At 72.9% G+C, this 22,841-nt stretch carries 18 protein-coding genes, 3 tRNA genes and 1 other RNA gene; 15 read left to right on the plus strand and 7 right to left on the minus strand.

Annotation, left to right across the window (positions count from 1 at the left end; translation table 11 throughout):
- Positions 1 to 106: 106 nt before the first annotated feature.
- The 9 genes from ACFY04_RS38600 (at position 107) to ACFY04_RS38640 (ending at position 9,946) form a co-directional block, all read left to right on the plus strand.
- Positions 107 to 421 carry an RRQRL motif-containing zinc-binding protein gene (locus tag ACFY04_RS38600; RefSeq protein WP_389124734.1) on the plus strand — a complete coding sequence of 105 codons (315 nt, stop codon included), beginning with the start codon at positions 107 to 109 and terminating at the stop codon, positions 419 to 421.
- 84 nt (positions 422 to 505) lie between these two features.
- On the plus strand, positions 506 to 2,149 hold the full coding sequence (locus ACFY04_RS38605) for a hypothetical protein (protein WP_389124737.1): 1,644 nt from the start codon (positions 506 to 508) through the stop codon (positions 2,147 to 2,149).
- Positions 2,150 to 2,152: 3 nt separating this feature from the next.
- The gene (locus tag ACFY04_RS38610) at positions 2,153 to 4,246 is read left to right on the plus strand and encodes a hypothetical protein (RefSeq protein ID WP_389124740.1); all 2,094 of its coding nucleotides are present in this window, start codon (positions 2,153 to 2,155) and stop codon (positions 4,244 to 4,246) included.
- A gap of 211 nt (positions 4,247 to 4,457) precedes the next feature.
- A complete protein-coding gene (locus tag ACFY04_RS38615) occupies positions 4,458 to 4,961 on the plus strand; it encodes a hypothetical protein (protein ID WP_389124743.1) in 504 nt (167 codons plus the stop codon).
- A gap of 11 nt (positions 4,962 to 4,972) precedes the next feature.
- Positions 4,973 to 5,644: a hypothetical protein gene (locus ACFY04_RS38620; protein WP_389124745.1), complete on the plus strand. Its 672-nt coding sequence runs from the start codon at positions 4,973 to 4,975 to the stop codon at positions 5,642 to 5,644.
- A 189-nt stretch (positions 5,645 to 5,833) separates the two neighbouring features.
- A complete protein-coding gene (locus ACFY04_RS38625; protein ID WP_389124748.1) occupies positions 5,834 to 6,733 on the plus strand; it encodes a bifunctional DNA primase/polymerase in 900 nt (299 codons plus the stop codon).
- A 309-nt stretch (positions 6,734 to 7,042) separates the two neighbouring features.
- Entirely contained in the window at positions 7,043 to 8,221 is a 1,179-nt protein-coding gene (locus ACFY04_RS38630) for a DUF3631 domain-containing protein (protein WP_389124750.1), read from the plus strand.
- A gap of 233 nt (positions 8,222 to 8,454) precedes the next feature.
- Positions 8,455 to 8,685, plus strand: coding sequence for an excisionase family DNA-binding protein (locus tag ACFY04_RS38635; protein WP_389124752.1), 231 nt, complete (start codon positions 8,455 to 8,457; stop codon positions 8,683 to 8,685).
- A 10-nt stretch (positions 8,686 to 8,695) separates the two neighbouring features.
- A complete protein-coding gene (locus tag ACFY04_RS38640) occupies positions 8,696 to 9,946 on the plus strand; it encodes a tyrosine-type recombinase/integrase (protein WP_389124755.1) in 1,251 nt (416 codons plus the stop codon).
- 78 nt (positions 9,947 to 10,024) lie between these two features.
- Here ACFY04_RS38640 and ACFY04_RS38645 read toward each other — a convergent pair.
- Positions 10,025 to 10,112, minus strand: a tRNA-Ser gene (locus ACFY04_RS38645).
- Between the two features lie 107 nt (positions 10,113 to 10,219).
- Here ACFY04_RS38645 and ffs point away from each other — a divergent pair.
- From ffs to ACFY04_RS38675, 6 genes are all read left to right on the plus strand, one after another.
- Positions 10,220 to 10,318, plus strand: an RNA gene (gene ffs, locus ACFY04_RS38650) — signal recognition particle sRNA small type.
- A gap of 76 nt (positions 10,319 to 10,394) precedes the next feature.
- Positions 10,395 to 12,581 carry a DNA polymerase III subunit gamma and tau gene (locus ACFY04_RS38655; protein ID WP_389124757.1) on the plus strand — a complete coding sequence of 729 codons (2,187 nt, stop codon included), beginning with the start codon at positions 10,395 to 10,397 and terminating at the stop codon, positions 12,579 to 12,581.
- Between the two features lie 60 nt (positions 12,582 to 12,641).
- A complete protein-coding gene (gene purD, locus ACFY04_RS38660; protein ID WP_389124760.1) occupies positions 12,642 to 13,895 on the plus strand; it encodes a phosphoribosylamine--glycine ligase in 1,254 nt (417 codons plus the stop codon).
- A 309-nt stretch (positions 13,896 to 14,204) separates the two neighbouring features.
- A complete protein-coding gene (locus ACFY04_RS38665; protein WP_389124857.1) occupies positions 14,205 to 15,992 on the plus strand; it encodes a hypothetical protein in 1,788 nt (595 codons plus the stop codon).
- Between the two features lie 239 nt (positions 15,993 to 16,231).
- The gene (locus ACFY04_RS38670) at positions 16,232 to 17,719 is read left to right on the plus strand and encodes a N,N-dimethylformamidase beta subunit family domain-containing protein (protein WP_373043978.1); all 1,488 of its coding nucleotides are present in this window, start codon (positions 16,232 to 16,234) and stop codon (positions 17,717 to 17,719) included.
- Between the two features lie 178 nt (positions 17,720 to 17,897).
- On the plus strand, positions 17,898 to 18,803 hold the full coding sequence (locus ACFY04_RS38675) for a phosphoribosylaminoimidazolesuccinocarboxamide synthase (RefSeq protein ID WP_389124762.1): 906 nt from the start codon (positions 17,898 to 17,900) through the stop codon (positions 18,801 to 18,803).
- Positions 18,804 to 18,877: 74 nt separating this feature from the next.
- Here the strand turns inward: ACFY04_RS38675 and ACFY04_RS38680 are convergent.
- The 6 genes from ACFY04_RS38680 to ACFY04_RS38705 form a co-directional block, all read right to left on the minus strand.
- Positions 18,878 to 18,950, minus strand: a tRNA-Gly gene (locus ACFY04_RS38680).
- Positions 18,951 to 18,974: 24 nt separating this feature from the next.
- Positions 18,975 to 19,586 carry a response regulator transcription factor gene (locus ACFY04_RS38685; protein ID WP_030009443.1) on the minus strand — a complete coding sequence of 204 codons (612 nt, stop codon included), beginning with the start codon at positions 19,584 to 19,586 and terminating at the stop codon, positions 18,975 to 18,977.
- On the minus strand, positions 19,583 to 20,821 hold the full coding sequence (locus tag ACFY04_RS38690) for a sensor histidine kinase (RefSeq protein WP_389124860.1): 1,239 nt from the start codon (positions 20,819 to 20,821) through the stop codon (positions 19,583 to 19,585). Before ACFY04_RS38690 ends, ACFY04_RS38685 begins: the two co-directional genes overlap by 4 nt.
- A gap of 31 nt (positions 20,822 to 20,852) precedes the next feature.
- Positions 20,853 to 21,614 carry an ABC transporter permease gene (locus tag ACFY04_RS38695; protein ID WP_389124766.1) on the minus strand — a complete coding sequence of 254 codons (762 nt, stop codon included), beginning with the start codon at positions 21,612 to 21,614 and terminating at the stop codon, positions 20,853 to 20,855.
- A complete protein-coding gene (locus tag ACFY04_RS38700; protein ID WP_389124768.1) occupies positions 21,611 to 22,561 on the minus strand; it encodes an ABC transporter ATP-binding protein in 951 nt (316 codons plus the stop codon). Before ACFY04_RS38700 ends, ACFY04_RS38695 begins: the two co-directional genes overlap by 4 nt.
- A 156-nt stretch (positions 22,562 to 22,717) precedes the next feature.
- Positions 22,718 to 22,790, minus strand: a tRNA-Gly gene (locus ACFY04_RS38705).
- Positions 22,791 to 22,841 lie beyond the last annotated feature (51 nt).

The raw sequence follows: 22,841 nt of genomic DNA on the forward strand, positions 1-22,841 counted from the left end.
GCCACGGCTGCGGTGACACCGACTACGGCTTCAGCCTTCACCTGACCCGTGACTCCGCCAACTGGCACGCCACGAGCTGCCGGGCCTCCTACCACTGCCTCCGCTGATGGCCACGCTGCCCGTCTACCGATGGCGCCTGGCCCCGGATGGTCTGGCCACCCGCCGTCAGCTCCGCTCGCTCGGGCTGCGGCCCGGCGGGCAGGACGTCGCCGCCCAGCTGGAGCGCCCGCGCCGCCGGCGCGGCCCGCTGGTCGCCTACCTCTACCGGCTCGACCTGGCCAAGCCTGTCCGGCCGATGACCCCGGCCCGCTGTGCGGCGCTGGCCAAGGCCAACACGGCCCGCCGCATGTGCCCGTCCTGCGGGCGGGATGCGGGCTACGTGCTCCCCGCCCACCTGGGCGTCTGCAACACCTGCGCCTGAACACCCACCCCTGATGCACGGGGGCCCGGCCCTCTCCACCACAGATCCGGCCGGGCCCCTCCACCTCTTGGAGGCACGTTCAGCATGACGGAAACCCTCAGCGCTCCGACAGCCCCACCCGGGACCGCGGCCCCCGCGCCGCCCACCCCCGCAACCACCACAGGCCAGAAGCCCCTGGACCACACGGCGGGCGGCTGGCCGGTCGTCCCGCTTTCCCTGGCCGGTGCGAACAGTGCGGCCGGCGTGGTCGGTTCGGCCGCGCTGATCGGCGGGCCGATCGCCGCCGCGCTCGCCATGACCGGCGCGCTGGTCCTCGCCGCAACCGCCACCCACACCCGCAAGAACACCCCCCGCACCAAGGGCGGCAAGTCTGCGGCCGCGGGCCGTACGCCCGGTCCGTCTGCCGGACGGATCCCCTCCCAGCCCACCCGGGCCGCCGGACGACCGTCCTCAAGGAGCAGCCGTCGTGCTGCCGTCGCCGGTCGGGCATCCGGCCAGACGAAATCCGCCGCTGGCCGTGCGGGTTCGGGTCTCCTGGCCCGAGTCCCGGGCGGCCACAAGGTGGGACAGGCGGCAGCGCTGCGGGCGGCGGCCGGACGAGCGGCGCCGTCACGGGCCGCTCGCCGTACCGAGAGCACGGCCGCACGCCGCCAGGTTGCCGACGCTCGCCGCACGGCCAAGGCCGCTGCCGCCCACACCGGCACTGCACGGGGCGGACCGGCCAAGCTGTCCGCCCCCTCGGGCCACAACAGCACCACTCGCAAGAGCCCCGCCGCCGGCGGCCGCCCGGCGGGTACGGCCACCAAGGCCGCGGGCAAGGTCCGCAGCGGCGCCGCGAGCCTGCGGGGCAAGGCGGTGGCTGCGGGCCGGTCGGCATCGGACCGGCAGGCCGCCGGGCAGGTCAAGGCCGCTGAGCAGTCCATCAGGGCGGCGGCCCGTGCGAAGAGGGTCGCCGCGTTGAAGCGGCCCGCCCAGCAGGCTGCACGCCGGGCCCTGCTCCGCTCCGCCGCTCGCTTCCACGCCCGCCGGGCCGCAGGTGCGCTCCTCGCGGGGGCCGTCGGTGTCCTCGGGATGGTGACCAGCCCGCTGGGCCGCAAGCTCGGCTGGGCCTGGCTCATCCACCCAGGCCGGCGCCTCCTGGCCAGGCTCACCGAACGCGCCCGCACCGCCCGGGAGACCCGGGACGCGGCGATCCGCGCCGAGCGCGAGGGCGCCGAGCAGGCGGCCGAGGAGCAGGCCGCGGCCGAGGAGCAGGCCGCGGCCGAGGAGTCCGAGAACGAGACCACCGTCGGGGACCGCGTCCAGCGTCCCGACGCCACCACCCCACCTGCTGCCGCACCGGCCATCACCACGACCGCCCCTGGAGGCGCTGTGAGCACGAGCACGAACGGTTTCCGCTTCGAGGAGCTGGCCGCGGAGATGGAGCAGGCCGCCCAGTCCTACGAGCCCGAGTCCGCGATGGAGATCCTCGCCATGATCGAGGGCCTGCCCCAGGCCCTGGAGTCGGTGGCGAACGTCATGAAGATCCTCGCCGAGCGCTCCGACACCGAGTTCCCCCTCGACAAGGCCGTCGCCGAGACGTTCCGCGACGCGTTCGGCGCGGTCATGGCCGCCTCCTCCCTCACGGACGAGATGGGGACGATCTTCCGCCGCGTCCACGAGGCCGACATCGCCCGCCACGAGGACCCCCGCAACGGCCACGAGGCCGAGAAGGGCTGGAACGTCTAAATCATGGCCACCACCCCCAAGAACAAGACTGGGGTGCCGCTGGACTGGGCGGCCGGTCACGGACCCGTGACCGGCGCCCTCTCCGCCACCACCGGCTCCTACGCTGTGGCCGCCATCGGCGCCGCCACCCACATGCCGCCCGCCTGGGCCCTCGCCGCCGCCACCGCCGGCGCCATCGGCCACACCGCCGCCGGACTGCGCCAACGCCTCGCCGGACGCACCCTCGGAGCGCGCGCCTCCTCCTGGCTCCTCGCCGGAGGCTGGACCACCTGGGCCACTGCCACCACCCCGCTGTCCTGGACCGCCCTCGGCTCCCTCGCCACGCTCGGCGTCGGCATGGCCGCCGCGGCCCGCTCCGTCGGGCTGTACGAGGAGGCCCGCGAGAACGTCGCGATGGAGGAAGCGGCCGCGCAGATCGCCCGGGAACTGTCCGCCGAACGCCGCTCCATCGCCATCGAGTGGGCGGACCGCATCCAACGCGTGTGCGGGGTGACCCTGCATGTCCTGGCGGTGGAGATGTGGCCGACCGGGACCGGGTTCAGCATCGACGCCGAACTCCCCACCGGCGGCACCACCTACGACCGCATCGCCCGCGAATCCGCCCGACTCGCCGCGGACGCCCGCCTTCCCCACGGGTGCACCGCCACCGCCTCCCCGGGCATCGACCAGGGCCGTGTCCTGATCGACGTGACCACCGTCAACGTCCTCGCCGAAGACCTCCCCTACCCCGAGGACTACGGCCCCCTGTCCATCCACACCGGCCTCCCCTGGGGGGTCCGCACAGACGGACGGCCGGTGAACGCGTTCCTGCGCGAGCAGTGCGCCCTCGCGGCCGGCCCCACCGGATCCGGCAAGACGAACTGGGTCCACCAGGTCATCGCCTCGATGGCCCGGGCCACGGACATCCTCCCGTGGGTCATCGACCTCAACGCCGGATCAGCGGGCCTGCCCTGGGTCCGTCCCGCCCTCACCGGGGCCGAGGGCACAGCGGTGCGGCCGGGGATCGACTGGCTCGCCTCCACCCCGGAAGAGGCCCACCTGATGCTGGACGCGGCAATCGCGATCGCCAAACGCCGCAAGGTCGCCTACCAACAGCTCATGGCCGACGCCAACACCGATCTCCTCCCCGTCAGCCCGAACCTCCCCCAGATCATCCTGATCATCGACGAGGGCGCGGAGATCCTCGCCAGCGCCGACCGCGAGATGCGCCGCCTCGCCGAGAAGATCCTCGAAGTCATCCGGATCTCCCGCGCCATGGCCCTGCGCACCGTCCTGACCGCCCTCGGCGCCACCGGTTCGGTCCTGGGGAACCTGATGATCCGCCGTGAGGCCAAGGTCCGCGTCGCCCTGACCGGCGGCGAGAAGGAAGGCATGGACCTGGCCAAGCTGTTCCCCGGCGCCCCCGGCCTACGGGTCGAACAGGCCCCGTACAAGGGGTCCGGGTTCTTCGGGACCCCGGAATCGTCGCCGGGCCTGTTCAAGGCCTGGCGGATCAAGCCCGCACAGATCCGCGACATCGTCCACGCCACCAGCGACCGCCACCCCCGGTTGGACGACATCAGCGCCAAGGCCGCCGGGCCGGACTACGCCCGCCGCTGGGACCACAACCGCACCGCCTGGATCACCGACACCCACGACATGACCCCGCCGGCATCCGCGCCGGCGACAGGCGGAGCGGCCGCCGGCGGGCTGGCCCTCTCCGCGCTACGGGACACCACCGCTCCCGCGGGAGTGAGTGAGGAGGACCGGCTGGCCGCCGAGTTCCGGCGGCAGATCGACGCAGCCTTCCCCACCACGAGCCCGGAAACGGAACCGCCCGCGACACCGCGCGGGGGCGGGGGTGGGTTGAACCTGTCCGCGCTCGGCGGGGAGCAGGACACCGCCGCCCGCACCGCAGCCCTCACCGTCCTGCAGGCCGCCGGACCCGCCGGGACCGGGGCATCCGCGATCGCCCGAGCCCTCGCCCACGAGTTCGGCACAACCCGGCAGACCATCAGCGGATGGCTCCAGGAATGGGCCGACGACGGCACCGCCACCCGCATCGGGACCGGCACCAAGACCCGCTACGTCCACCACACCCACACCCCCGAGCCCTAACCCGGGGCCCCTTGTCGCCCCCTTGTCACCTACCCCCGAATCCGGCCCCGCAGGGTCGGAAACCGGGCTTCGACCTGGGAGGCGACAAGCGACAAGACAAGCCGGACGACAAGGCAACACGACAAGCCAGGCGACAAGCAGACGACAAGCCGCGCCCCCGGTCACCTACCAGTTCTCGTAGGTGACCGGGCCCCGTTGAAGGGACCCCGTTGTGCACTCCGACCCCACTCAGCCGCGCACGATCACCGCCCTGCGCTACGGCGACCCGATTTACCACCCCGCCCCCGTCCAGCAGCCGGTACTGCTGCCCGCGGACATCCCGCCCGGCGTCGAATGGGTCACCCTCCCCAACGGGATGTGCACTCTCGCCTACACCCACCCGCAGCACCCTCCCACCACTCAACCGGAACCCGTCCACCGGCCGGAGCCGATCCCGCGGTGGGCCCGCACGACCGCCCTGCTCGCCCCGACCATCGGCGGCGGGATCGCCGCGGCCGGGTTCGGGATCTCCTACGCCGCACCCGGAGTCCTCGCCATGGCCGAAGCCCTCTGGGCCGCCGTCGCCCTCATCGCCGCCGGCGCCCTCGCACCTCTCCTCCTCCGCACCGCCCGAGGAACGGGCGGCCGAGGGGCGGCTCCGGTCCAGCACGTCACCCAGCACATCAGCGCGTCCGGGATGTTCGGCCGCGCCACCGGCACCCTCAACAACCGCTAAGGGGAAAGCCCATGACCCGCACCACGATGCCGTGGTTCGAGACCCTCACCGACAGCGTCACCGCGCTCGGAGCCGCCGCCCTCGAAGCCCAGCGGGCCTGGCAGGGCGCACAGGTGACCACCCACCACTACGACTACCTCCGGCTGCGGCCCCTCGAAGGCACCGTGACCGACCCCGGCCGCCACCACGGCGCGCCGCCCGTGTACCCGTTCGACAACACGGTCGCCGTTCTCGCCACCTTCCACATGGCCCACGAACAGGCCCTGCGGAAGGTGTTCACCACGGCCGCGCTCAGCTACGGATACGGCGCCGCCTGGGCCATCCAGCAGGTCATCGACGGCCATCAGCCGACGGCTGTCGAACTCACGGTGAGGAGCCCCGGCTGCTTCGTCATCCCCGACGGCCTGGCTCCGGTTCCGCCCGCCATGCCCGCCCTGGACGGGTGGTCCGGGGCCAAGAGGTTCGAGCAGGCCCGCCAGCGCATGGAAACCGCAGACACCGCGAACGAGTACGCCGCCGACCTCGCCGACGAGGACTACCTCGCCGACCACGAAGCCAGCGCCATGCACGACGCCGAAACCGCGGCGGCCGAACTGCCCGACGCCGCGTTCGCGTACGGACAGCTCGCCGAGTCCGGCTTGCGCTACGCGCTCCTCGACGCCCGGCACAAGCACGGGCGCTAGCTACGCCGAGGGCGGCCCCCGTCTCGCCAAAGTCCGGGGCCGCCCTCGTCAACCAGCACATCCAACTGAACTGGAGGACTTCAGCATGACCCACACCGCCGACATCCGGCGAGAGGGCCACCGGCCCGCCTTACTCGATCTGTTCTGCTGCGCCTTCCTCGCCCGAACCCTGTCCGGGGCGGTGGCCGCATGACCACCGTGACCGGGTACCTGCGTACCGCGCTCTGGCTCGCCGAATTCGGGCTGCCCGTTCTGCCGCTGCGGGAGGGCAAGCTTCCCTTCGGGAACTGCCGCACCTGCACCAGCAGCAAAGGCGTCGGTCCCTGCCGGTGCGGGGACCGCCCGAACATGAAGTTCGCCGGCCCCTGCCAGTGCCCCGCTCCCTGCCATGGCTGGGCCGCCGCAACCACCGACCCGGCCGTCCTTACGTCCCGGGTGTGGGCGCGGGCCTGGCAGCAGGCTGGAGCGGTCGCCTACCACCCCGGCGGGGGCGGCTTCACGGTCGTGGACCTCGACAACGCCGACGCCGTCACCTGGGCCCGCCAGACACTCCCGGCGACCAGGACCGTGCCGACGACGCGTGGGGAGCACTGGATCTACCGGGGCGCCATGCAGTCCGCCAACGGGGTCCGACCCGGCGTCGACATCAAGTCCCTCATGGTCTACGCCCGCTGGTACGGGCCGGGCACCGGTGACATGACCGCGCTGCCGGATGCCGTCCGCGCGCTGGTCGTGAAGGAAGAGACCACCCCGGCCCTTCGCGGGGAGGTGGACTCTTCGTCTCCCGCCCGCGCCACCTGGGACCGATCGGTCGCGACCGGCTGCCGCCACAGCGACAGCTTCGTCCGGACCGGCCTGATCCGTGGTCTCGCCAGGGTGGCCGCCTGCCGCGAGGAGGGCGCCGGCAGCTCGGCGTACGGCGTGGCCCGCTTCCTCGCCAAGCAGCACACCGCATGCCCCGGCCCGTGCGGCCTGGAGGCCATCGAGCGCCAGATCATCGACGCGGCCGTCGCCGTCGGCGTGCCCGAGGCGTACGCCGCCCGCGCGGTGGCCAACGGCTTCAACGCGGTGGCGGTGAGGGCATCGTGACCACCGGCCCCCGCTCCGCCGAACCGACCCCCGCCCTCGACGGGAGTGGCGCGCTGAAGGTCGTCGCCGAAGGCGTCCTTTCATCTGTTCGCCCTGACCCACCCGCCGACGACGGACGTCGGCCCGTGGCCTGGCTCCACATCGTGGCTCCGCCCTCGTATGAGGCCAGCCCGAGCGTTCGCTCCTGGTGCTCCTGCGGCCGCGACATGTTCGCCGCCGGACGCGCCCGCGCCCTCGCGCTCATCGCGGACCACGCACAACACCGCACCGTCTGCCCCCTCCTCGCCCCCTCCGAAGGGATTGCCGCTGATGAGCGACCCGACCACGCCCACCGCAACAATCGTCGGCGCCGCGCTGCTTGACGAGGTGGAGGCCTTCCACCGCCGCTTCAACATCTTTCCCCGGGAGGGCGCGTACGTTGCCGTCGCCCTGTGGGACGCGCACGCTCACCTGCTCGACGCCTTCGACTCCACCCCCCGCATCGCCTTCCTCTCCCCGGAACCCGGCTCGGGCAAGTCGCGGGCGCTTGAGGTCATGGAGACCCTGGTGCCGAACAAGATGGCCGCCGTGGACGCCTCGCCCTCAGCGCTCTTCCGGTCCGTGGCCGGTATCGAGGGCGAACGGCCCACGATCCTCTACGACGAGATTGACACCGTGTTCGGCCCTAAGGCCGGAGAGAACGAACAGCTCCGCGGCTTCCTCAACGCCGGACACCGACGCGGCCGCCTGATGTACCGGTGTGTGGGAGACGGCGCCAACCAGACGGTCCAGGGCTTCCCGTCCTACTGCGCCGTGGCCATGGCTGGACTCGGCTCCCTGCCCGACACGATCCTGACCCGCTCCGTCATCATCCGCATGCGGCGCCGCGCCCCCAACGAGTCCGTCGAGCCCTACCGGCTGGGCACGCACGAGCAGCAGGGCAACGCCATCCGCGACCGTCTCGCCGTCTGGGCCGACCAGGTCCGCGACCAGCTCAAGGGCGCGTGGCCCAAGATGCCCGACGGTGTCACCGACCGTCCCGCCGACGTCTGGGAACCCCTCCTCGCCGTCGCCGACGCAGCTGGTGGCGACTGGCCCGAGCGGGCCCGCGCCGCCTGCATCGAACTGGTCAAGGCCTCCCAGGTTGACGACAAGGCATCCCTGGGGATCCGGCTGCTCACAGACCTGCGTGACCACGTCCTGATCGGGCTCGACAAGCTGCCCACCATCGCCGTCCTCGACCGTCTCAACGCGCTCGAAGACGCGCCCTGGGCCGACATCGACGGCAAGCCGCTCGACTCCCGCCGCCTGTCGAAGATGCTCAAGGAGTACCGGACCGGCGCCGACGAGCCGATCGCCTCCCGCAATATCCGCACCGCCGGCGGCATCCTCAAGGGCTTCTATGCCGTGGACCTCCACGACGCCTGGACCCGGTACTGCACCCCGCCGCAGAACTCCGCTACATCCGCTACGCCGCTACAGCCCAGCTCACAGCAGGTGCTCGTGTAGCGGCAACCCCAGATGTAGCGGCTACACCCCCACCTTCACGGGCCTCACAAAGAGCAGCCCGACGCGCCCCTCAGCCCTCGTCTGAGGGCGCCCCGGAGCGGGGCGTAGCCGCTACATCGAAGCCTTCCGCTACACAAACGCACCCGCTGACCTGCGATGTAGCGGTGTAGCGGATGTAGCGGACTCCCAGAAGGGGCCCAAGTCCCCGCCACGCTTGGCAATGGAGGCAGTGCATGGAATCGGTTCAACTCGACCCGACCGCCGATCCGACGCTCGTCCTGCTGACCGTCGAGGAGGCGGCCCGCCGCCTGCGGATCGGTCGAACCCTTTGCTTCCGGCTTGTCGGAACGGGCGAGCTGGAATCCGTGCCCATCGGGCGCCTGCGCAGGATCCCGCCCGACGCCGTGGACGCCTACGTGGCCCGACTGCGTGAAGCCAACCGACCTGCCGCATCCGCGGCTTAACGAGGACGACGTGGAAGAGCAGAAGAAGCGCACCCGCCAGCCCAACGGCGCGTCATCGATCTATCTCGGCACCGACGGCAAGTGGCACGGCCGGGTGACCGTCGGCGTACGGCCGGACGGCAAGCCCGACCGCCGGCACGTCGAGCGCAAGACACGTGCCGAGGTCACCGAGGCGGTGCGCGCTCTGGAGCAGCAGCGCAAGGCGGGGACCGTACGAAAGATCGGCCAGCAGTGGACCGTGAAGACCTGGCTGGAGCACTGGGTCGAGAACATCGCGAAGAAGTACGTCAGCGAGAACAGCTACGACGGGTACGAGGTGGACGTTCGGGTCCACCTGGTGCCGGGCCTGGGGGCCCACAAGCTGGATCGGCTGGAGCCGGAGCACCTGGAAGAGTTCTACGCTCGTATGCAGAAGAAGGGCAGCGCGGCCGGGACGGCGCACCATGTCCATCGCACGATCCGGGTAGCGCTCACCGAGGCAGTACGGCGGGGACACGTCCCGAAGAACGTCGCCGAGATTGCCAAGGCCCCGCGGCTCGAAGAGGAGGAGATCGAGCCGTACACGATCGAGGAGATTCAGAGCCTGCTCCTGGAAGCGTCGAAGCTCCGTAACAGCGCCCGGTGGGTCATCGCCCTGGCCCTCGGGCTGCGCCAGGGAGAAGCCCTGGGCCTCATGTGGGAGGACGTGTACCTGGACGCTGGGTACATCCGCGTCCGGAAGAACCGCCTGCGCCCGAAGTACGAGCACGGGTGCCGGGAGAGCTGTGGCCGGAAGCCGGGGTACTGCCCGGCCCGCAAAGAGATGCGGCGCGAGGTCAAGAACACCAAGTCCCGTGCCGGCCGCCGCACCATCGGCCTGCCCGAGCCGATCATCAAGCTCCTGCGCAAGCACCAGGAAGAGCAGGGCCGGGAGCGAAAGCACGCCGGGGACGAGTGGGAGGACAAGGGGTACGTCTTTGCTCAGCCCACCGGTGGGCCCCTCATCCCGAACACGGACTACCACCACTGGAAGAAGCTCCTGGGGGATGCCGGCGTCCGGGACGGTCGGCTCCATGACGCACGCCACACGGCTGGGACGGTGCTTCTGCTGCTCGGGGTCCCCGACGTGGTGGTCGACGCGATCATGGGCTGGGAGCCGGGCGGGTCGGCACGGATGCGCGCCCGCTACATGCACGTGACCGGGCCCATGCTGAAGAACGTCGCCAGGCAGATCGGTGACGCGCTCTGGGGTGCCGCCGCGGGGGCTCCAGGCCCCAACTGAGACGGAAACTGAGACGGGACAAGCGAAAAGCCCCGCTGCGAGCAGCGGGGCTTTTCGACATCGTGCCCGGTGAGGCACTGGCGGAGGATACGAGATTCGAACTCGTGAGGGGTTGCCCCCAACACGCTTTCCAAGCGTGCGCCCTAGGCCACTAGGCGAATCCTCCGCCGCAAACAATACAAGACGTTGAGGGGTGCTCGCGAACGTGATCGCCGGGCGGAGGGCAGGTCGGGGTCCGGCTCGATTCCGGGGCCTTTCATCCGCTAGGGTGGGGCCAGCCCCTCACGTGGCGCTATCTCACCCAACTCCCCCAGGGCCGGAAGGCAGCAAGGGTAAGTGGGCTCTGGCGGGTGCGTGGGGGGCGCTTTGCGTTCCGGGCGGCGTCCGGGATGCCCCCAGGGGCTTCGGCGGGCCGCTGATGTCGGTGGGCCCGGATAACCTCGTATACGTGTCGTCCCTTGCGCTGTACCGCCGCTACCGCCCCGAGTCGTTCGCCGAGGTCATCGGGCAGGAGCATGTCACTGCCCCGCTGATGCAGGCCCTGCGGAACAACCGGGTCAATCACGCGTACCTGTTCAGCGGGCCGCGCGGCTGCGGCAAGACCACCAGCGCGCGCATCCTCGCCCGGTGCCTGAACTGTGAGCAGGGTCCCACCCCCACCCCCTGCGGGGAGTGCCAGTCCTGCCGGGACCTGGCCAGGAACGGGCCGGGGTCCATCGACGTCATCGAGATCGACGCCGCCTCGCACGGTGGTGTGGACGACGCCCGTGACCTGCGCGAGAAGGCCTTCTTCGGGCCGGCGTCCAGCCGCTACAAGATCTACATCATCGACGAGGCCCACATGGTCACCTCGGCGGGCTTCAACGCCCTGCTGAAGGTGGTCGAGGAGCCGCCGGAGCACCTCAAGTTCATCTTCGCCACCACGGAGCCGGAGAAGGTGATCGGGACCATCCGGTCCAGGACGCACCACTACCCCTTCCGGCTCGTGCCGCCCGGCACCCTGCGGGACTACCTGGGCGAGGTCTGCGGCCGCGAGGGCGCCCAGGTCGAGGACGGCGTGCTGCCGCTGGTCGTGCGCGCCGGCGCCGGGTCCGTACGTGACTCGATGTCCGTCATGGACCAGCTGCTCGCCGGCGCCGCCGACGACGGTGTGACGTATGCCATGGCCACCTCGCTGCTCGGCTACACCGACAGCTCGCTGCTCGACTCCGTCGTCGACGCCTTCGCCGCCGGGGACGGGGCGGCCGCGTTCGAGGTCGTCGACCGGGTCGTCGAGAGGGGCAACGACCCGCGCCGGTTCGTCGCCGACCTGCTGGAGCGGCTGCGCGACCTGGTGATCCTGGCCGCCGTGCCGGACGCCGGGGAGAAGGGGCTGATCGACGCCCCCGCCGATGTCGTGGAGCGGATGCAGGCCCAGGCGTCCGTGTTCGGGGCCGCCGAGCTGTCGCGCGCCGCCGACCTGGTCAACACCGGGCTCACCGAGATGCGGGGCGCGACCTCGCCGCGGCTGCAGCTGGAGCTGATCTGCGCCCGGGTGCTGCTGCCCGCCGCCTTCGACGACGAGCGGTCCTTCCAGGCCCGGCTCGACCGGCTGGAGCGCAGCGGCCCGCCCGCGGCCGCGGCCTTCGCCGCGCAGCCGGCCGCCGCGCCCGCCATGGGCTACGTGCCCGGGCCCGAGGCGCATGCCATGGCGCCCGCCGGTCCCGGTGGGGGTGCGGCCGCCGCGCGCGCCGCCGCGCCCGCGCCCGCCCCGGTGCAGGCTCCCGAGCCGGTTCCGGCCGCCCCGGCCCCCGCACCTGCTCCCACGCCCGCCCCGGCCGCCCCCGCCCCCACCCCCGGCGCCTGGCCCGGTGCCGCGCAGCCCGGGAGCGGCGCGCCCGGTGCCTGGCCCGGTGCCGCGGCCCCGGCCGCCGCCGCGGCTCCCGCCGCGGGTGCCTGGCCCGGCGCGGCCGCGTCCGCCCCGGCCCCCACTCCCACTCCCACTCCCGCGCCCGCCGCCCCGGCCGCCGCCCCCGCCCCGGCCGCCGCGCCCTCCCCCGGCATGGCCGCCGGAGCCGGGCAGGTGCAGGCGATGTGGCCCGGCGTGCTGGAGGCCGTCAAGAACCGCCGCCGCTTCACCTGGATCCTGCTCAGCCAGAACGCCCAGGTCACCGGCTTTGACGGGACCACCCTCCAGCTGGGCTTCCCCAACGCCGGAGCCCGCGACAACTTCGCGAGCAGCGGCAGCGAGGACGTCCTGAAGGCGGTCCTGGCCGAGCAGTTCCAGGTCAACTGGAAGATCGAGGCCGTCGTCGGCGGCGGAGCCCCGGCCCCGGTCCAGACCTCCTCGTACGGCTCCTCGTACGGGGCCCCGGCCGCGCCCGCCCCCGCCTACAGCCCGCCGCCGGCCCAGGCGCAGCAGCAGGCTTCCGCCTCGCAGGCCCCGCCCGCCCCGCAGTACACGCCGCAGCAGCCGTCCCAGCAGTCGGCTCCGGCCCCGCAGCCCCCCGTACGGCAGGCGCCCCCGCCGGTCGCCCCCGAGGACGACTTCGCCGAGGAGGACGATCCCGACCTCGTCGAGAGCGCGCTGACCGGACACGACCTGATCGTGCGCGAGCTCGGAGCCACCGTTGTGGAGGAATACACAAATGAGTGACCGGTCCTGATTGGGTGGCCGCACGAAGGCGGCCGCGCCGTCCGGGCTAGTCTGAGCAGCGTGAAGGTCCTCGTCATCGGCGGCGGCGCCCGCGAACATGCCCTGTGCCGCTCTCTGTCCCTCGACCCCGACGTCTCCGCGCTGTACTGCGCTCCCGGCAACGCCGGCATCGCCGAGGTGGCCGAGCTCCGCCCGGTCGACGCCCTCGACGGTGCTGCCGTCGCCGCTCTCGCCACCGAACTCCAAGCCGGGCTGGTCGTCGTCGGTCCGGAGGCCCCGCTGGTCGCCGGCGTCGCCGACGCCGTGCGCGCCGCCGGGATCCCGGTCTTCGGCCCGTCCGCCGAAGCGGCGCAGCTCGAAGGCTCCAAGGCCTTCGCCAAGGACGTGATGGCCGCGGCCGGGGTCCCGACCGCCCGCAGCTACGTCTGCACCACCCCCGAAGAGGTGGACGAGGCCCTCGACGCCTTCGGCGCCCCGTACGTCGTCAAGGACGACGGCCTCGCCGCCGGCAAGGGCGTCGTGGTCACCGAGGACCTGGCCGCCGCCCGCGCGCACGCGCTCGGCTGCGACCGGGTGGTCATCGAGGAGTACCTCGACGGGCCCGAGGTCTCCCTCTTCGCCATCACCGACGGCGTCACCGTGGTCCCGCTCCAGCCGGCGCAGGACTTCAAGCGCGCCCTGGACGGCGACGAGGGCCCCAACACGGGCGGCATGGGCGCGTACTCCCCGCTGCCCTGGGCGGACCCGAAGCTGGTCGACGAGGTCATGGAGCTGGTCCTCCAGCCGACCGTCGACGAGCTCCGCCGCCGCGGCACCCCCTTCTCCGGGCTGCTCTACGCGGGCCTCGCGATCACCGGCCGCGGTACCCGGGTCATCGAGTTCAACGCGCGCTTCGGCGACCCCGAGACCCAGGTCGTGCTGGCCAGGCTGCGCACCCCGCTGGCCGGTGTCCTGCTGAACGCGGCCAACGGCACCCTGGACGCCCTGCCCCCGCTCGTCTGGCGCGACGACGCGGCCGTCACGGTGGTCATCGCCTCCCACAACTACCCCGAGACCCCCCGCACCGGGGACCCGATCGAGGGTCTGGCCGAGGTGGCCGCCGAGGACGGGCCGGACGCCTACGTGCTGCACGCCGGGACCCGGCACGAGGGCGGCGCGGTGGTCAGCGCCGGCGGCCGTGTGCTGTCGGTGACGGCGACCGGTTCCGACCTGGCGCAGGCGCGCGCGAAGGCGTATAAGGCGGTGGCGCGCATCCGTCTCGACGGCTCGCAGCACCGTACGGATATTGCGGCCAAGGCGGCCGAGGGCCGCTGACCAGCGGCTCCGCAGACCCGCGGGCCCGGTGCGCACCTCGTGCGTCCGGGCCCGCGGGCGTGTCCGCGTGCGACTGCATCCGGCCGCGTTCGAACGCATCCACCTTTACCCAAAGCCATTCCATCGGGTGATCGTCACCCGGTCTGCCTGACGGCCGCGCGTGCCCCAACTAGGGTGCGATGCCAAGCATTCCGGCACTTGGCCCACCGGCATTGCGATGTCAGTGGCGGGTGTCACAGTGGGGGAGTGAGCAACGTCGCCGCAGGGCAGAGGGGGTGAGGTCCGGCCGTGTCCGGAACCGGTTCGATCATGGAAGCGGGCGCACCGTCCGCGCGTTCCCGCGCTCTGGCCGTGCTGCGCGTGCGCAGCAGGGTCTTGGCCGTCGGGCTGCTGCCCGCCGCCCTCGCGGTGGTCCTGGTGGCCGCCCGGGCGACGGGCCGGCTGGCCGGTGATCCCTGGCCCACGGTGACCCTCGTCGTGTGCGCGGTCGCCGCGGTCGTGCTGCTCGTCGGCGGTGCCTTCGCCGCGGTGGTGCTCCGGGCGAGCCCCGCCGTGACGCCGACGGTGCCGCTCTCGGAGGCCGCCGCGCCCGATCTCTACCGGCTGGTGCGGGACCTGGCCGACCGGATGGACGTGCCGCCGCCCTCCGCGATAGCCCTGACGCCGGACTGCGACAGCTGGCTGGAGGACCGCAGCCACGCGGCCCACCGCCGCGGCGCCGCCCGCGTCTTCGGCGCCGCGCCCGGACCCGTCGGGCCGGAGTCCGAGCCGGGCGCCGCCCCGGTGCTGGTGATCGGCTCGCCCTTCCTGTGGTGGATGCGGGTCGCGGAGCTGCGGGCGGTCCTCGCGCCCGTCGTCGCCGGTACGGGCCCTTCCGCGCACCCGGACATAGCCGACGCGCGCGGCTTCGTGCGCGGCCTGGACGCGGCCGTGGACGTGGGCAGCCGGCGCGGCCTCGGCTGGATCGCCCCGCCGGCCCGGCTGCTGCTGCGGCTGTGCCGGACGGACGCCGCCGAGATGGAGCGCGGGGTGGCCGCGGCCGCCTCGGAGCGTGCACAGGGTGTGGACTACGGGCTGCGCATCGTCGCCCAGGAGCAGGTCGGCCTCGCCTACGCGGGCTGGGACCGGCTGCTGACCCGGGTCGCGCTGCCCGCCTGGCGGATGGGCCGCTGGCCGGCGCATCTCGACGCCGGGGTGGTCTCCGCGCTGACCGAGCTGTCCCGGCGGGACCGGCTGGCCGACGGGTTCACCTCGCGGCTGGGCGAGCGCCCCGCCTGCGACCTGCTGGAGCAGCCCGGGCTGATCGACGAGGCGACCTCGCTGCTGGCCGCGCGGCTCTTCCACGGAGGTCCGGCCGAGGCCGGTCCGGACTGGTCCCCGGTGGACTGGGCGGCGTACCCGGAGGAGGTCGTGGACCGCAAGTGGCGGACGGAGGCGGCCCGCCTGCACGCGGCGCTGGACGCCCTGGCCGTCCCGACGGGGCTGCCCGAGGGCCCTTCGGGATCCCCCGCACCGGCCGCTCCGGCCCCCTCTGCCGCCCCGAACGGCTCCACCGGGGCCACGGCCCGCCCCGGCTCTTCGGGCGCCTCAGGAGCGGCCGGAGCTGCGGGCCCCGCCACGCTCGCGGCCGCCGACTCCCCTTCCGCCACCGCGGATGCCTTCGCCGGGCCCACCCTGGAGCGGGTGCTGGGCTACCTCACCGACCTCGGCGGCGAGGGCGCGGCCGGCGAGGCGCTGGCCGGCCGGATCACCGGGGAGCTGGCCCGCGAGGAGCGCGCCGCCGGACCGGCCGCCGGGGCCGGGAAGGCGCGCGGCGCGGACGCCGTACCGCTGTTCCCGCTCCAGCCGCCGCGCAGCGGCCGGGACCTGCTGGCCGACCACGTCACGGCGATGGTGTGCTGCGCGGCCGTGGACTCGGCCGGGGCCACCCCCGGGCTGGACTGGCTCGACGGGCCGGTCCTGCTGGTGGGCGGCGACCGCCGCTCCGACCTGGCGCCGCGCGTGCTGTGCCTGGTCGAGGAGGGGAACCCGGAACCGCTGCGGGACTGGCTCTCGGCCCTCGGCGTCCGCCCGGAGAAGCCGGTCCGCCTGGTCTGAGGCGGGTCGGGGACGGCCCCCGGGAGGGCTACGGCTCGTACGGAAAACCGGATGTCAATGTTCCGTTCCCGTCAATTCGCGACGAACAGTGACGGACTGCGTGCGTTATGTGATGTGCTGGGACCGGTCGCGGCTGGGTGCTCCGAAGCGGGTGCCGAGAAATACCGTCTCAGCTCAGCCAGGAGCCGCGCGCCGAAGCGATGTACGCCCGTTCGGGGGAGCGAGGGAGGGGAGCGGTCATGGGTGCGGACCAGATCCGGCGTTGGGAATCAGGTGCGCTCGCGCACGCGGTGAACGACCCCTTCGGACAGGGCCCCCTGCCCTGGTTCCGGGGCAGTGAGCTCTACTTCGACGACACCGGCCAGGTCATGCCCTGGTACGTGGACCCGGCCGCCGCGGCGGCCGGCACCGGCCAGATCCCCCGCGCCCGAGGCAACGGCGGTCCCCGCACCGCCGACGACGTGCACCGCCAGATCAAGGGCTTCGCCTCCACCGGCGCCGTCACCCCCGGCGAGGCCATCGACTTCCACATCACCGTCGACCCGCCCCAGCAGTTCTCCGTCGACGTCTACCGGATCGGCCACTACGGCGGCGACGGAGCCTCCAAGATCACCACCAGCCCCCGGCTCTCCGGCATCGTCCAGCCGGCCCCGCTCGCCGCCGACCGCACCGTCTCCTGCCACCACTGGTGGCTGTCCTGGCGCCTGCAGGTCCCCTCCTACTGGAGCGTCGGCGCGTACGTCGCCGTGCTCACCACCGCCGACGGCTACCGCTCCCACATCCCCTTCACGGTCCGCGACGACCACCCCGCCGACCTCCTGCTCCTGCTCCCCGACATCACCTGGCAGGCCTACAACCTCTATCCGGAGGACGGCCGCAGCGGCGCCAGCCTCTACCACGCCTGGGACGAGGAGGGCCGGCTGCTCGGCGAGCAGGACGCCGCCGTCACCGTTTCCTTCGACCGCCCCTACGCCGGCGCGGGCCTGCCCCTGCACGTCGGCCACGCCTACGACTTCATCCGCTGGGCCGAGCGCTACGGCTACGACATCGCCTACGCCGACACCCGCGACCTGCACGCCGGCCGCGTCGACCCCACCCGCTACCGCGGCCTGGTCTTCCCCGGCCACGACGAGTACTGGTCGGCCCCCATGCGCCGCACCGTCGAGCGCGCCCGCCGGCACGGCACCTCGCTCGTCTTCCTCTCCGCCAACACCATGTACTGGCAGGTCGAGCTCGGCCCGTCGCCCTCCGGGGTCGACGACCGGCTCCTCACCTGCCGAAAACGGCGCGGCCCGGGCCGCCCCAGCCTGTGGCGCGAGGTCGACCGCCCGGAGCAGCAGCTGCTCGGCATCCAGTACGCGGGCCGGGTCCCCGAACCCGCGCCCCTGATCGTGCGCAATGCCACCCACTGGCTCTGGGACTCCACCGGCGCGGGCGAGAACGACGAGCTGCCCGGCCTGGTCGCGGGTGAGGCCGACCGCTACTTCCCGCGCACCCAGCTCCCCGAGCACCAGGACCGGATCCTGCTGGCGCACTCCCCGTACCTCGACAGCGAGGGCCACCGCCGCCACCAGGAGACCTCCCTCTACCGGGCGCCCAGCGGCGCGCTGGTCTTCGCCTCCGGCACCTTCGCCTGGTCCCCGGCCCTCGACCGCCCCGGCCACGTCGACGAGCGCGTGCAGCGGGCCACGGCCAATCTCCTCGACCGGATCTGCAAGCACGACTGACCCCGCGACCGGCCCGCGACTGACCCCGCGACCGGCCCGCGACTGACCCCGCGACCGGCCCGCGACCGGCCGGCGATCGACGCCGCGACCGGCCCGCGGCGCGGACCCCTGTCCACGGGAGGGGACACAGGTGCGCGAGAATCGGGGTGCGCTTCATACAGAACCACAGGGAGACCCCGTGTCCGGATTCGTCGAAAAGCCCGAGCCGGTTCAGGTTCCGGGCCTCGTCCACCTCCACACCGGCAAGGTGCGCGACCTCTACCGTGACGAGGACGGCCGCCTCGTCATGGTCGCCAGCGACCGCATGTCCGCCTTCGACTGGGTGCTGCCCACCGAGATCCCGGACAAGGGCCGCGTCCTGACGCAGCTCTCCCTGTGGTGGTTCGACCAGCTCGCGGACCTCGTACCGAACCACGTCATCTCCACCGACCTGCCCGCCGGCGCCCCCGCCGACTGGGCCGGCCGCACCCTGATCTGCAAGAACCTCGACATGGTCCCGGTCGAGTGCGTGGCCCGCGGCTACCTCACCGGCTCCGGCCTCGTCGAGTACGACCAGACCCGCACGGTCTGCGGGCTCGCCCTCCCCGAGGGGCTCGTGGACGGCTCCGAGCTGCCCGCCCCGATCTTCACCCCGGCCGCCAAAGCCGCCGTCGGCGAGCACGACGAGAACGTCTCCTACGAGGAGGTCGCGCGCACCGCCGGCGCCGAGACGGCGGCGCTGCTGCGCCAGACCACTCTCGCCGTGTACAGCCGCGCCAGGGAGATCGCGCGCGAGCGCGGGATCATCCTGGCGGACACCAAGTTCGAGTTCGGTTTCGACCCGGAGGACGGCACCCTGGTAGCCGCCGACGAGGTGCTGACCCCGGACTCCTCCCGCTTCTGGCCGGCCGACGCGTGGGAGCCGGGCCGCTCGCAGCCCTCCTTCGACAAGCAGTACGTCCGCGACTGGCTGGCCTCCCCCGAGTCCGGCTGGGACCGCAAGGGCGAGCTCCCGCCGCCGGCCCTGCCGGAGGAGGTCGTCGCCCGGACCCGCGCCAAGTACATCGAGGCCTTCGAGCGCCTCACCGGCCAGTCCTGGTCGTAGAGACGTAGAGACGCAGGGACGCAGAGATGAGAGAAGCCCCCCGGTTCGAGGACCGGGGGGCTTCTTCGTTACAGAGCGGACAACGCGACTCGAACGCGCGACATCCACCTTGGCAAGGTGGTGCTCTACCAACTGAGCTATGTCCGCAGGTGCGCCGTAACGCGAGAGCTACTATACCCAACCTCGCTCGCGTGCGAGACGCACTGCCGTGTGCCGGTTCTCCGCGCCCAGCTTCGTCGCCGCCGAGGACAGGTAGTTCCGTACCGTCCCCTGCGACAGCGAGGCCCGCTCCGCGATCTCCGCGATCGGTGCCCCGTCCGCCGCGAGTTCGAGCACTTCCGCCTCCCGCGCGGTCAGCGGCGAGTCCCCCGCGCTGATCGCGTCGGCCGCCAACTCCGGGTCCACATAGCGCCCTCCGGCGTGCACGGTCCGGATCAGCTCGGCCAGCCGCTGCGCCGAAACGGTCTTCGGGGCGAAGGCCCGCACCCCCGCCGCCAGGGCCCTCTTCAGATGCCCGGGACGGCCGTGACTGGTCACGATCATGGTCTTGCAGCCGGGCAGTTCGGCCCGCAGGGATGTGGCGACACTCACACCGTCCGCCCCCGGCATCTGCAGGTCCAGCACCGCCACGTCCGGCCGGTGGGCCCGCGCCATCGCCAGTGCCTCGGGGCCCGAGGCCGCCTCCGCGACGACGAGCAGGTCGTCCTCCAGCGCGAGCAGCGCCGCCAACGCGCCCCGGATCAGATGCTCGTCATCGGCGAGCAGTACGCGTACGGGACTCACGCCCGCACCTCCAGTCCTTGCAGTCGTCGGTCCGGGATCTCCGCCAGCAGCCGGAAGCGGCCGTCGCCGACCAGCCCCGCCTGCAACGTCCCGTCCAGGGCCGCGAGTCGTTCCCGCAGCCCGGCCAGCCCCGAGCCCGGCGGCCCGGCCGGGGCCTCGGGCGCCCCGTCGTTCTCCACCACCAGCGTCACGGAGCCCGCCTCCGCGGCGGTCAGCCGGATCAGGCAGCGGTGTGCGTCCCCGTGCCGCAGGATGTTCGTCGTCGCCTCCCGCACCACCCAGCCGAGGGCCGACTGGACCTCGGCCGGCAGCTCCGTGCCCCGCGGGGCACGGAAGTCCACACGGCAGTCCATTCCGGCCGCGCTGAGCACCCCGCGCGCGCCCTCCAGTTCCACCGAGAGGTCCGCCTCCCGGTAGCCCCGCACCACGTCCCGCACCTCCCGCTGGGACTCCTGGGCGATCCGCTGCACCTCGATCATCTGCTCCACCGCCTCCGGCCGTTCGCGCCGGGCCAGCTGTATCGCCAGCTCGCTCTTGAGCGCGATCACCGCCAGGTTGCGGCCCATCACATCGTGCAGGTCACGTCCGAACCGCAGGCGTTCCTCCGCCACCGCGAGCCGCGCCTGGTCCTCGCGGGCCCGGTCGAGCTCGTGGACGATCCTCAGCAGCCAGGCCGAGAACCCGCAGGTGGCGCTGAAGAACAGGCAGCCCGCCAGCACCCCGACGCAGTACCCCAGAGCATGTGCGGCCGGCAGGCCCAGGGCGAGGACGGTCACTCCCGTCCCGGCCGCCGCGGCCGGGGCGACATACCGCATGCTCCGCACCGATCGCATGCAGAGCACCAGCGATCCGGCGGTGAAGCAGGTGAGCCCCGTGACCAGCGTCGGAGCGATCGTCGGCACGCCGATCTTCCCGGCCGCCTTCAGGGCGAGGACACCCAGGACGGCCGCGGCCGTCAGGGAGGCCGTGGTCACCGCCAGCCGGGTGGGGCGTTCGCGCCGCCCCACCACCCAGGTGAGCGCCGTGGAGGAGAGCACCCCGCACAGCACCGCATGGGCGCACAGCAGCAGGAAGAGGGAGAAGGGCAGCGCCAGGTCGGAGGACTTCTCGGCGGCGGAGGCCATCACCGGCAGCCCGAACGACGTGATCTCGATGAGCACGAACAGGTGGAACGACCACCGCGTGTACAGCTCGACCTTCCCCGCACTGCTGCGGTTCTTCCACCACCCCGTCATATTCGACACGTTCCCCGTCCCCCGACTCGCTCTACCGGCGCGGTTCCCAGCGGAACCACCGCGGAACAGCAAACACGGAGTTCACCGTCCAGGCCAGCGTGACCAGGGAGGCTCCCACCAGGTCCGCGTCCCCCGCGCCGCTCCACCCGGCCCGTACGAGGGTCATCACCCCGCTCAGCGGCAGCAGTTCGCACGCCGAGGCCACCACGTCCGGGAGCGTGTCCGCCGGGAGGAACAGCCCCGAGCCGAGCGCGGTCGCCAGGAACAGCGGCAGCGTGGTGAGGCCCGCCGTCTCCACGGTGCGGGTGACGGAACTGGTCAGCGCGGACAGCCCGGCCAGCACCACGATGCCCGCGAGGACGGCCACCACGAGCAGCAGGGGGTTGCGCGGCATGGGCACGTCCAGGACGGCCGCTCCGGCCACGGCAAGGACGACGATCTGCCCGAGCGCCAGGACGGCGGCGGGCAGGGCGGTCCCGGCGAGGATCTCCAGGTCGTTCGCCTCGCCCGTCCGGAGCCGCTTGAGGACGAGCTCCTCGCGCCGGGCGACGTAGGCGGACACCAGGTTCATGTGGACGACGAGGATCAGCACCATGCCGATCCCGCCCGTCAGGGTCGCCACGCCGACCGCCTCGGCGCCCTCGGCCCCGCTCAGCGAGGAGCGCAGGATGAACACCATCAGCAGGGGCATCAGGACGGCCAGGCTGAGCGCCGCCCGGTTGCGCACCAGCAGGGTGAGCTCCGAGCGGCCGAGCGCGGTGAGCCGGCCGGGGTTCAGGGTGAGCATGGTCATCGGGTCCCCGCCTTCGCGTCGTCCTCGGTGCGGGTGCCACCCGCGGTGCGGCGGTTCTCCGCGATCTCCAGGAAGGCCTCCTCCAGGGAGGCGGACCGGGCGTCGAGCCCGGACAGTTCCACGCCGCACTCCCGGGCCCAGCCAAGCAGTTCGGCCAGGTCGGCCTGGAGGTGTTCGGTACGGATCTCCACGCGCTGCCCGTAGGCCGCCGCGCACAGCGCCAGCGGGAGCCGGGCCGCGGGCACCCCGGCCGGCAGGGTGAAGCGGATCCGGGCCGGCCGGGTGGCGGTCACCTCGGCCGGGCTGCCGGAGAGCACGAGTTCCCCCTCGTGGAGGATGGCGAGCCGGTCCGCGAGCTCCTCGGCCTCCTCCAGGTAGTGCGTGGTCAGCAGCACCGTGGTGCCCTGCGCGCGCAGCTCCCGTACGAGCGCCCAGGTGTCCCGGCGCCCCTCCGGGTCCATTCCGGTGGTCGGTTCGTCCAGGAAGAGCACCTCGGGCCGGCCGAGCAGGGCCAGCGCCAGGTCCAGGCGCCGCCGTTCACCGCCGGACAGCTGTTTGACGCGTACGGAGGACCGCGCGGCCAGGCCGACCAGTTCCAGCACCTCCGCCGCCGGGCGGGCGCCCGTGGTGACCCCGCCCCACATCCGGACGGTCTCGGTCACCGTCAGGTCGGAGGGGAAACCGCCCTCCTGGAGCATGACCCCGGTGCGCGGGCGGACCTCGGCCCGCCGTGTGTACGGATCGAGCCCGAAGACGCGTACCCGGCCCTCGCTCGGCGCGGCCAGCCCCTCCAGCAGTTCGACGGTGGAGGTCTTGCCCGCGCCGTTGGTGCCGAGCAGGGCGAAGATCTCGCCCCGGGCCACGGAGAAGGAGACGCCCCGTACGGCCTCGAACCCACCTGCGTAGCCGCGGCGCAGGCCCTCGGCTTCGATCACGGTCTCAGTCATGTTCCAAGGCTCGCGGCGCCGGCGCCGGGCCGGCAGTGCGCGCTGTCACCGCCGCCGATGACATTTGTCAGCAGGCCTGGCGCCCCAGGCCCTGTCGAAGTCGGGGGAAACACGAAGAAGGCCCCGATCGCAATGATCGGGGCCTTCTACATACAGAGCGGACGACGCGACTCGAACGCGCGACATCCACCTTGGCAAGGTGGTGCTCTACCAACTGAGCTACGTCCGCATGCACTGCATTGCCTTGAGGCGATGCGTGCATCACTCTACCCGATCCACA

Source organism: Streptomyces sp. NPDC001549 (assembly GCF_042894025.1).
GTDB classification, from domain to species: Bacteria; Actinomycetota; Actinomycetes; order Streptomycetales; family Streptomycetaceae; genus Streptomyces; species Streptomyces kutzneri.

What these genes read in the sequence shown, in the direction of transcription:
- ACFY04_RS38600 (WP_389124734.1), top strand. Translation starts at nt 107, where the DNA reads ATGGCCACGCTGCCCGTCTACCGATGGCGCCTGGCCCCGGATGGTCTG.
- ACFY04_RS38605 (WP_389124737.1), top strand. Translation starts at nt 506, where the DNA reads ATGACGGAAACCCTCAGCGCTCCGACAGCCCCACCCGGGACCGCGGCC.
- ACFY04_RS38610 (WP_389124740.1), top strand. Translation starts at nt 2,153, where the DNA reads ATGGCCACCACCCCCAAGAACAAGACTGGGGTGCCGCTGGACTGGGCG.
- ACFY04_RS38620 (WP_389124745.1), top strand. Translation starts at nt 4,973, where the DNA reads ATGACCCGCACCACGATGCCGTGGTTCGAGACCCTCACCGACAGCGTC.
- ACFY04_RS38625 (WP_389124748.1), top strand. Translation starts at nt 5,834, where the DNA reads ATGACCACCGTGACCGGGTACCTGCGTACCGCGCTCTGGCTCGCCGAA.
- ACFY04_RS38630 (WP_389124750.1), top strand. Translation starts at nt 7,043, where the DNA reads ATGAGCGACCCGACCACGCCCACCGCAACAATCGTCGGCGCCGCGCTG.
- ACFY04_RS38635 (WP_389124752.1), top strand. Translation starts at nt 8,455, where the DNA reads ATGGAATCGGTTCAACTCGACCCGACCGCCGATCCGACGCTCGTCCTG.
- ACFY04_RS38665 (WP_389124857.1), top strand. Translation starts at nt 14,205, where the DNA reads ATGGAAGCGGGCGCACCGTCCGCGCGTTCCCGCGCTCTGGCCGTGCTG.
- ACFY04_RS38670 (WP_373043978.1), top strand. Translation starts at nt 16,232, where the DNA reads ATGGGTGCGGACCAGATCCGGCGTTGGGAATCAGGTGCGCTCGCGCAC.
- ACFY04_RS38690 (WP_389124860.1), bottom strand. Translation starts at nt 20,821, where the DNA reads ATGACGGGGTGGTGGAAGAACCGCAGCAGTGCGGGGAAGGTCGAGCTG.
- ACFY04_RS38695 (WP_389124766.1), bottom strand. Translation starts at nt 21,614, where the DNA reads ATGACCATGCTCACCCTGAACCCCGGCCGGCTCACCGCGCTCGGCCGC.
- ACFY04_RS38700 (WP_389124768.1), bottom strand. Translation starts at nt 22,561, where the DNA reads ATGACTGAGACCGTGATCGAAGCCGAGGGCCTGCGCCGCGGCTACGCA.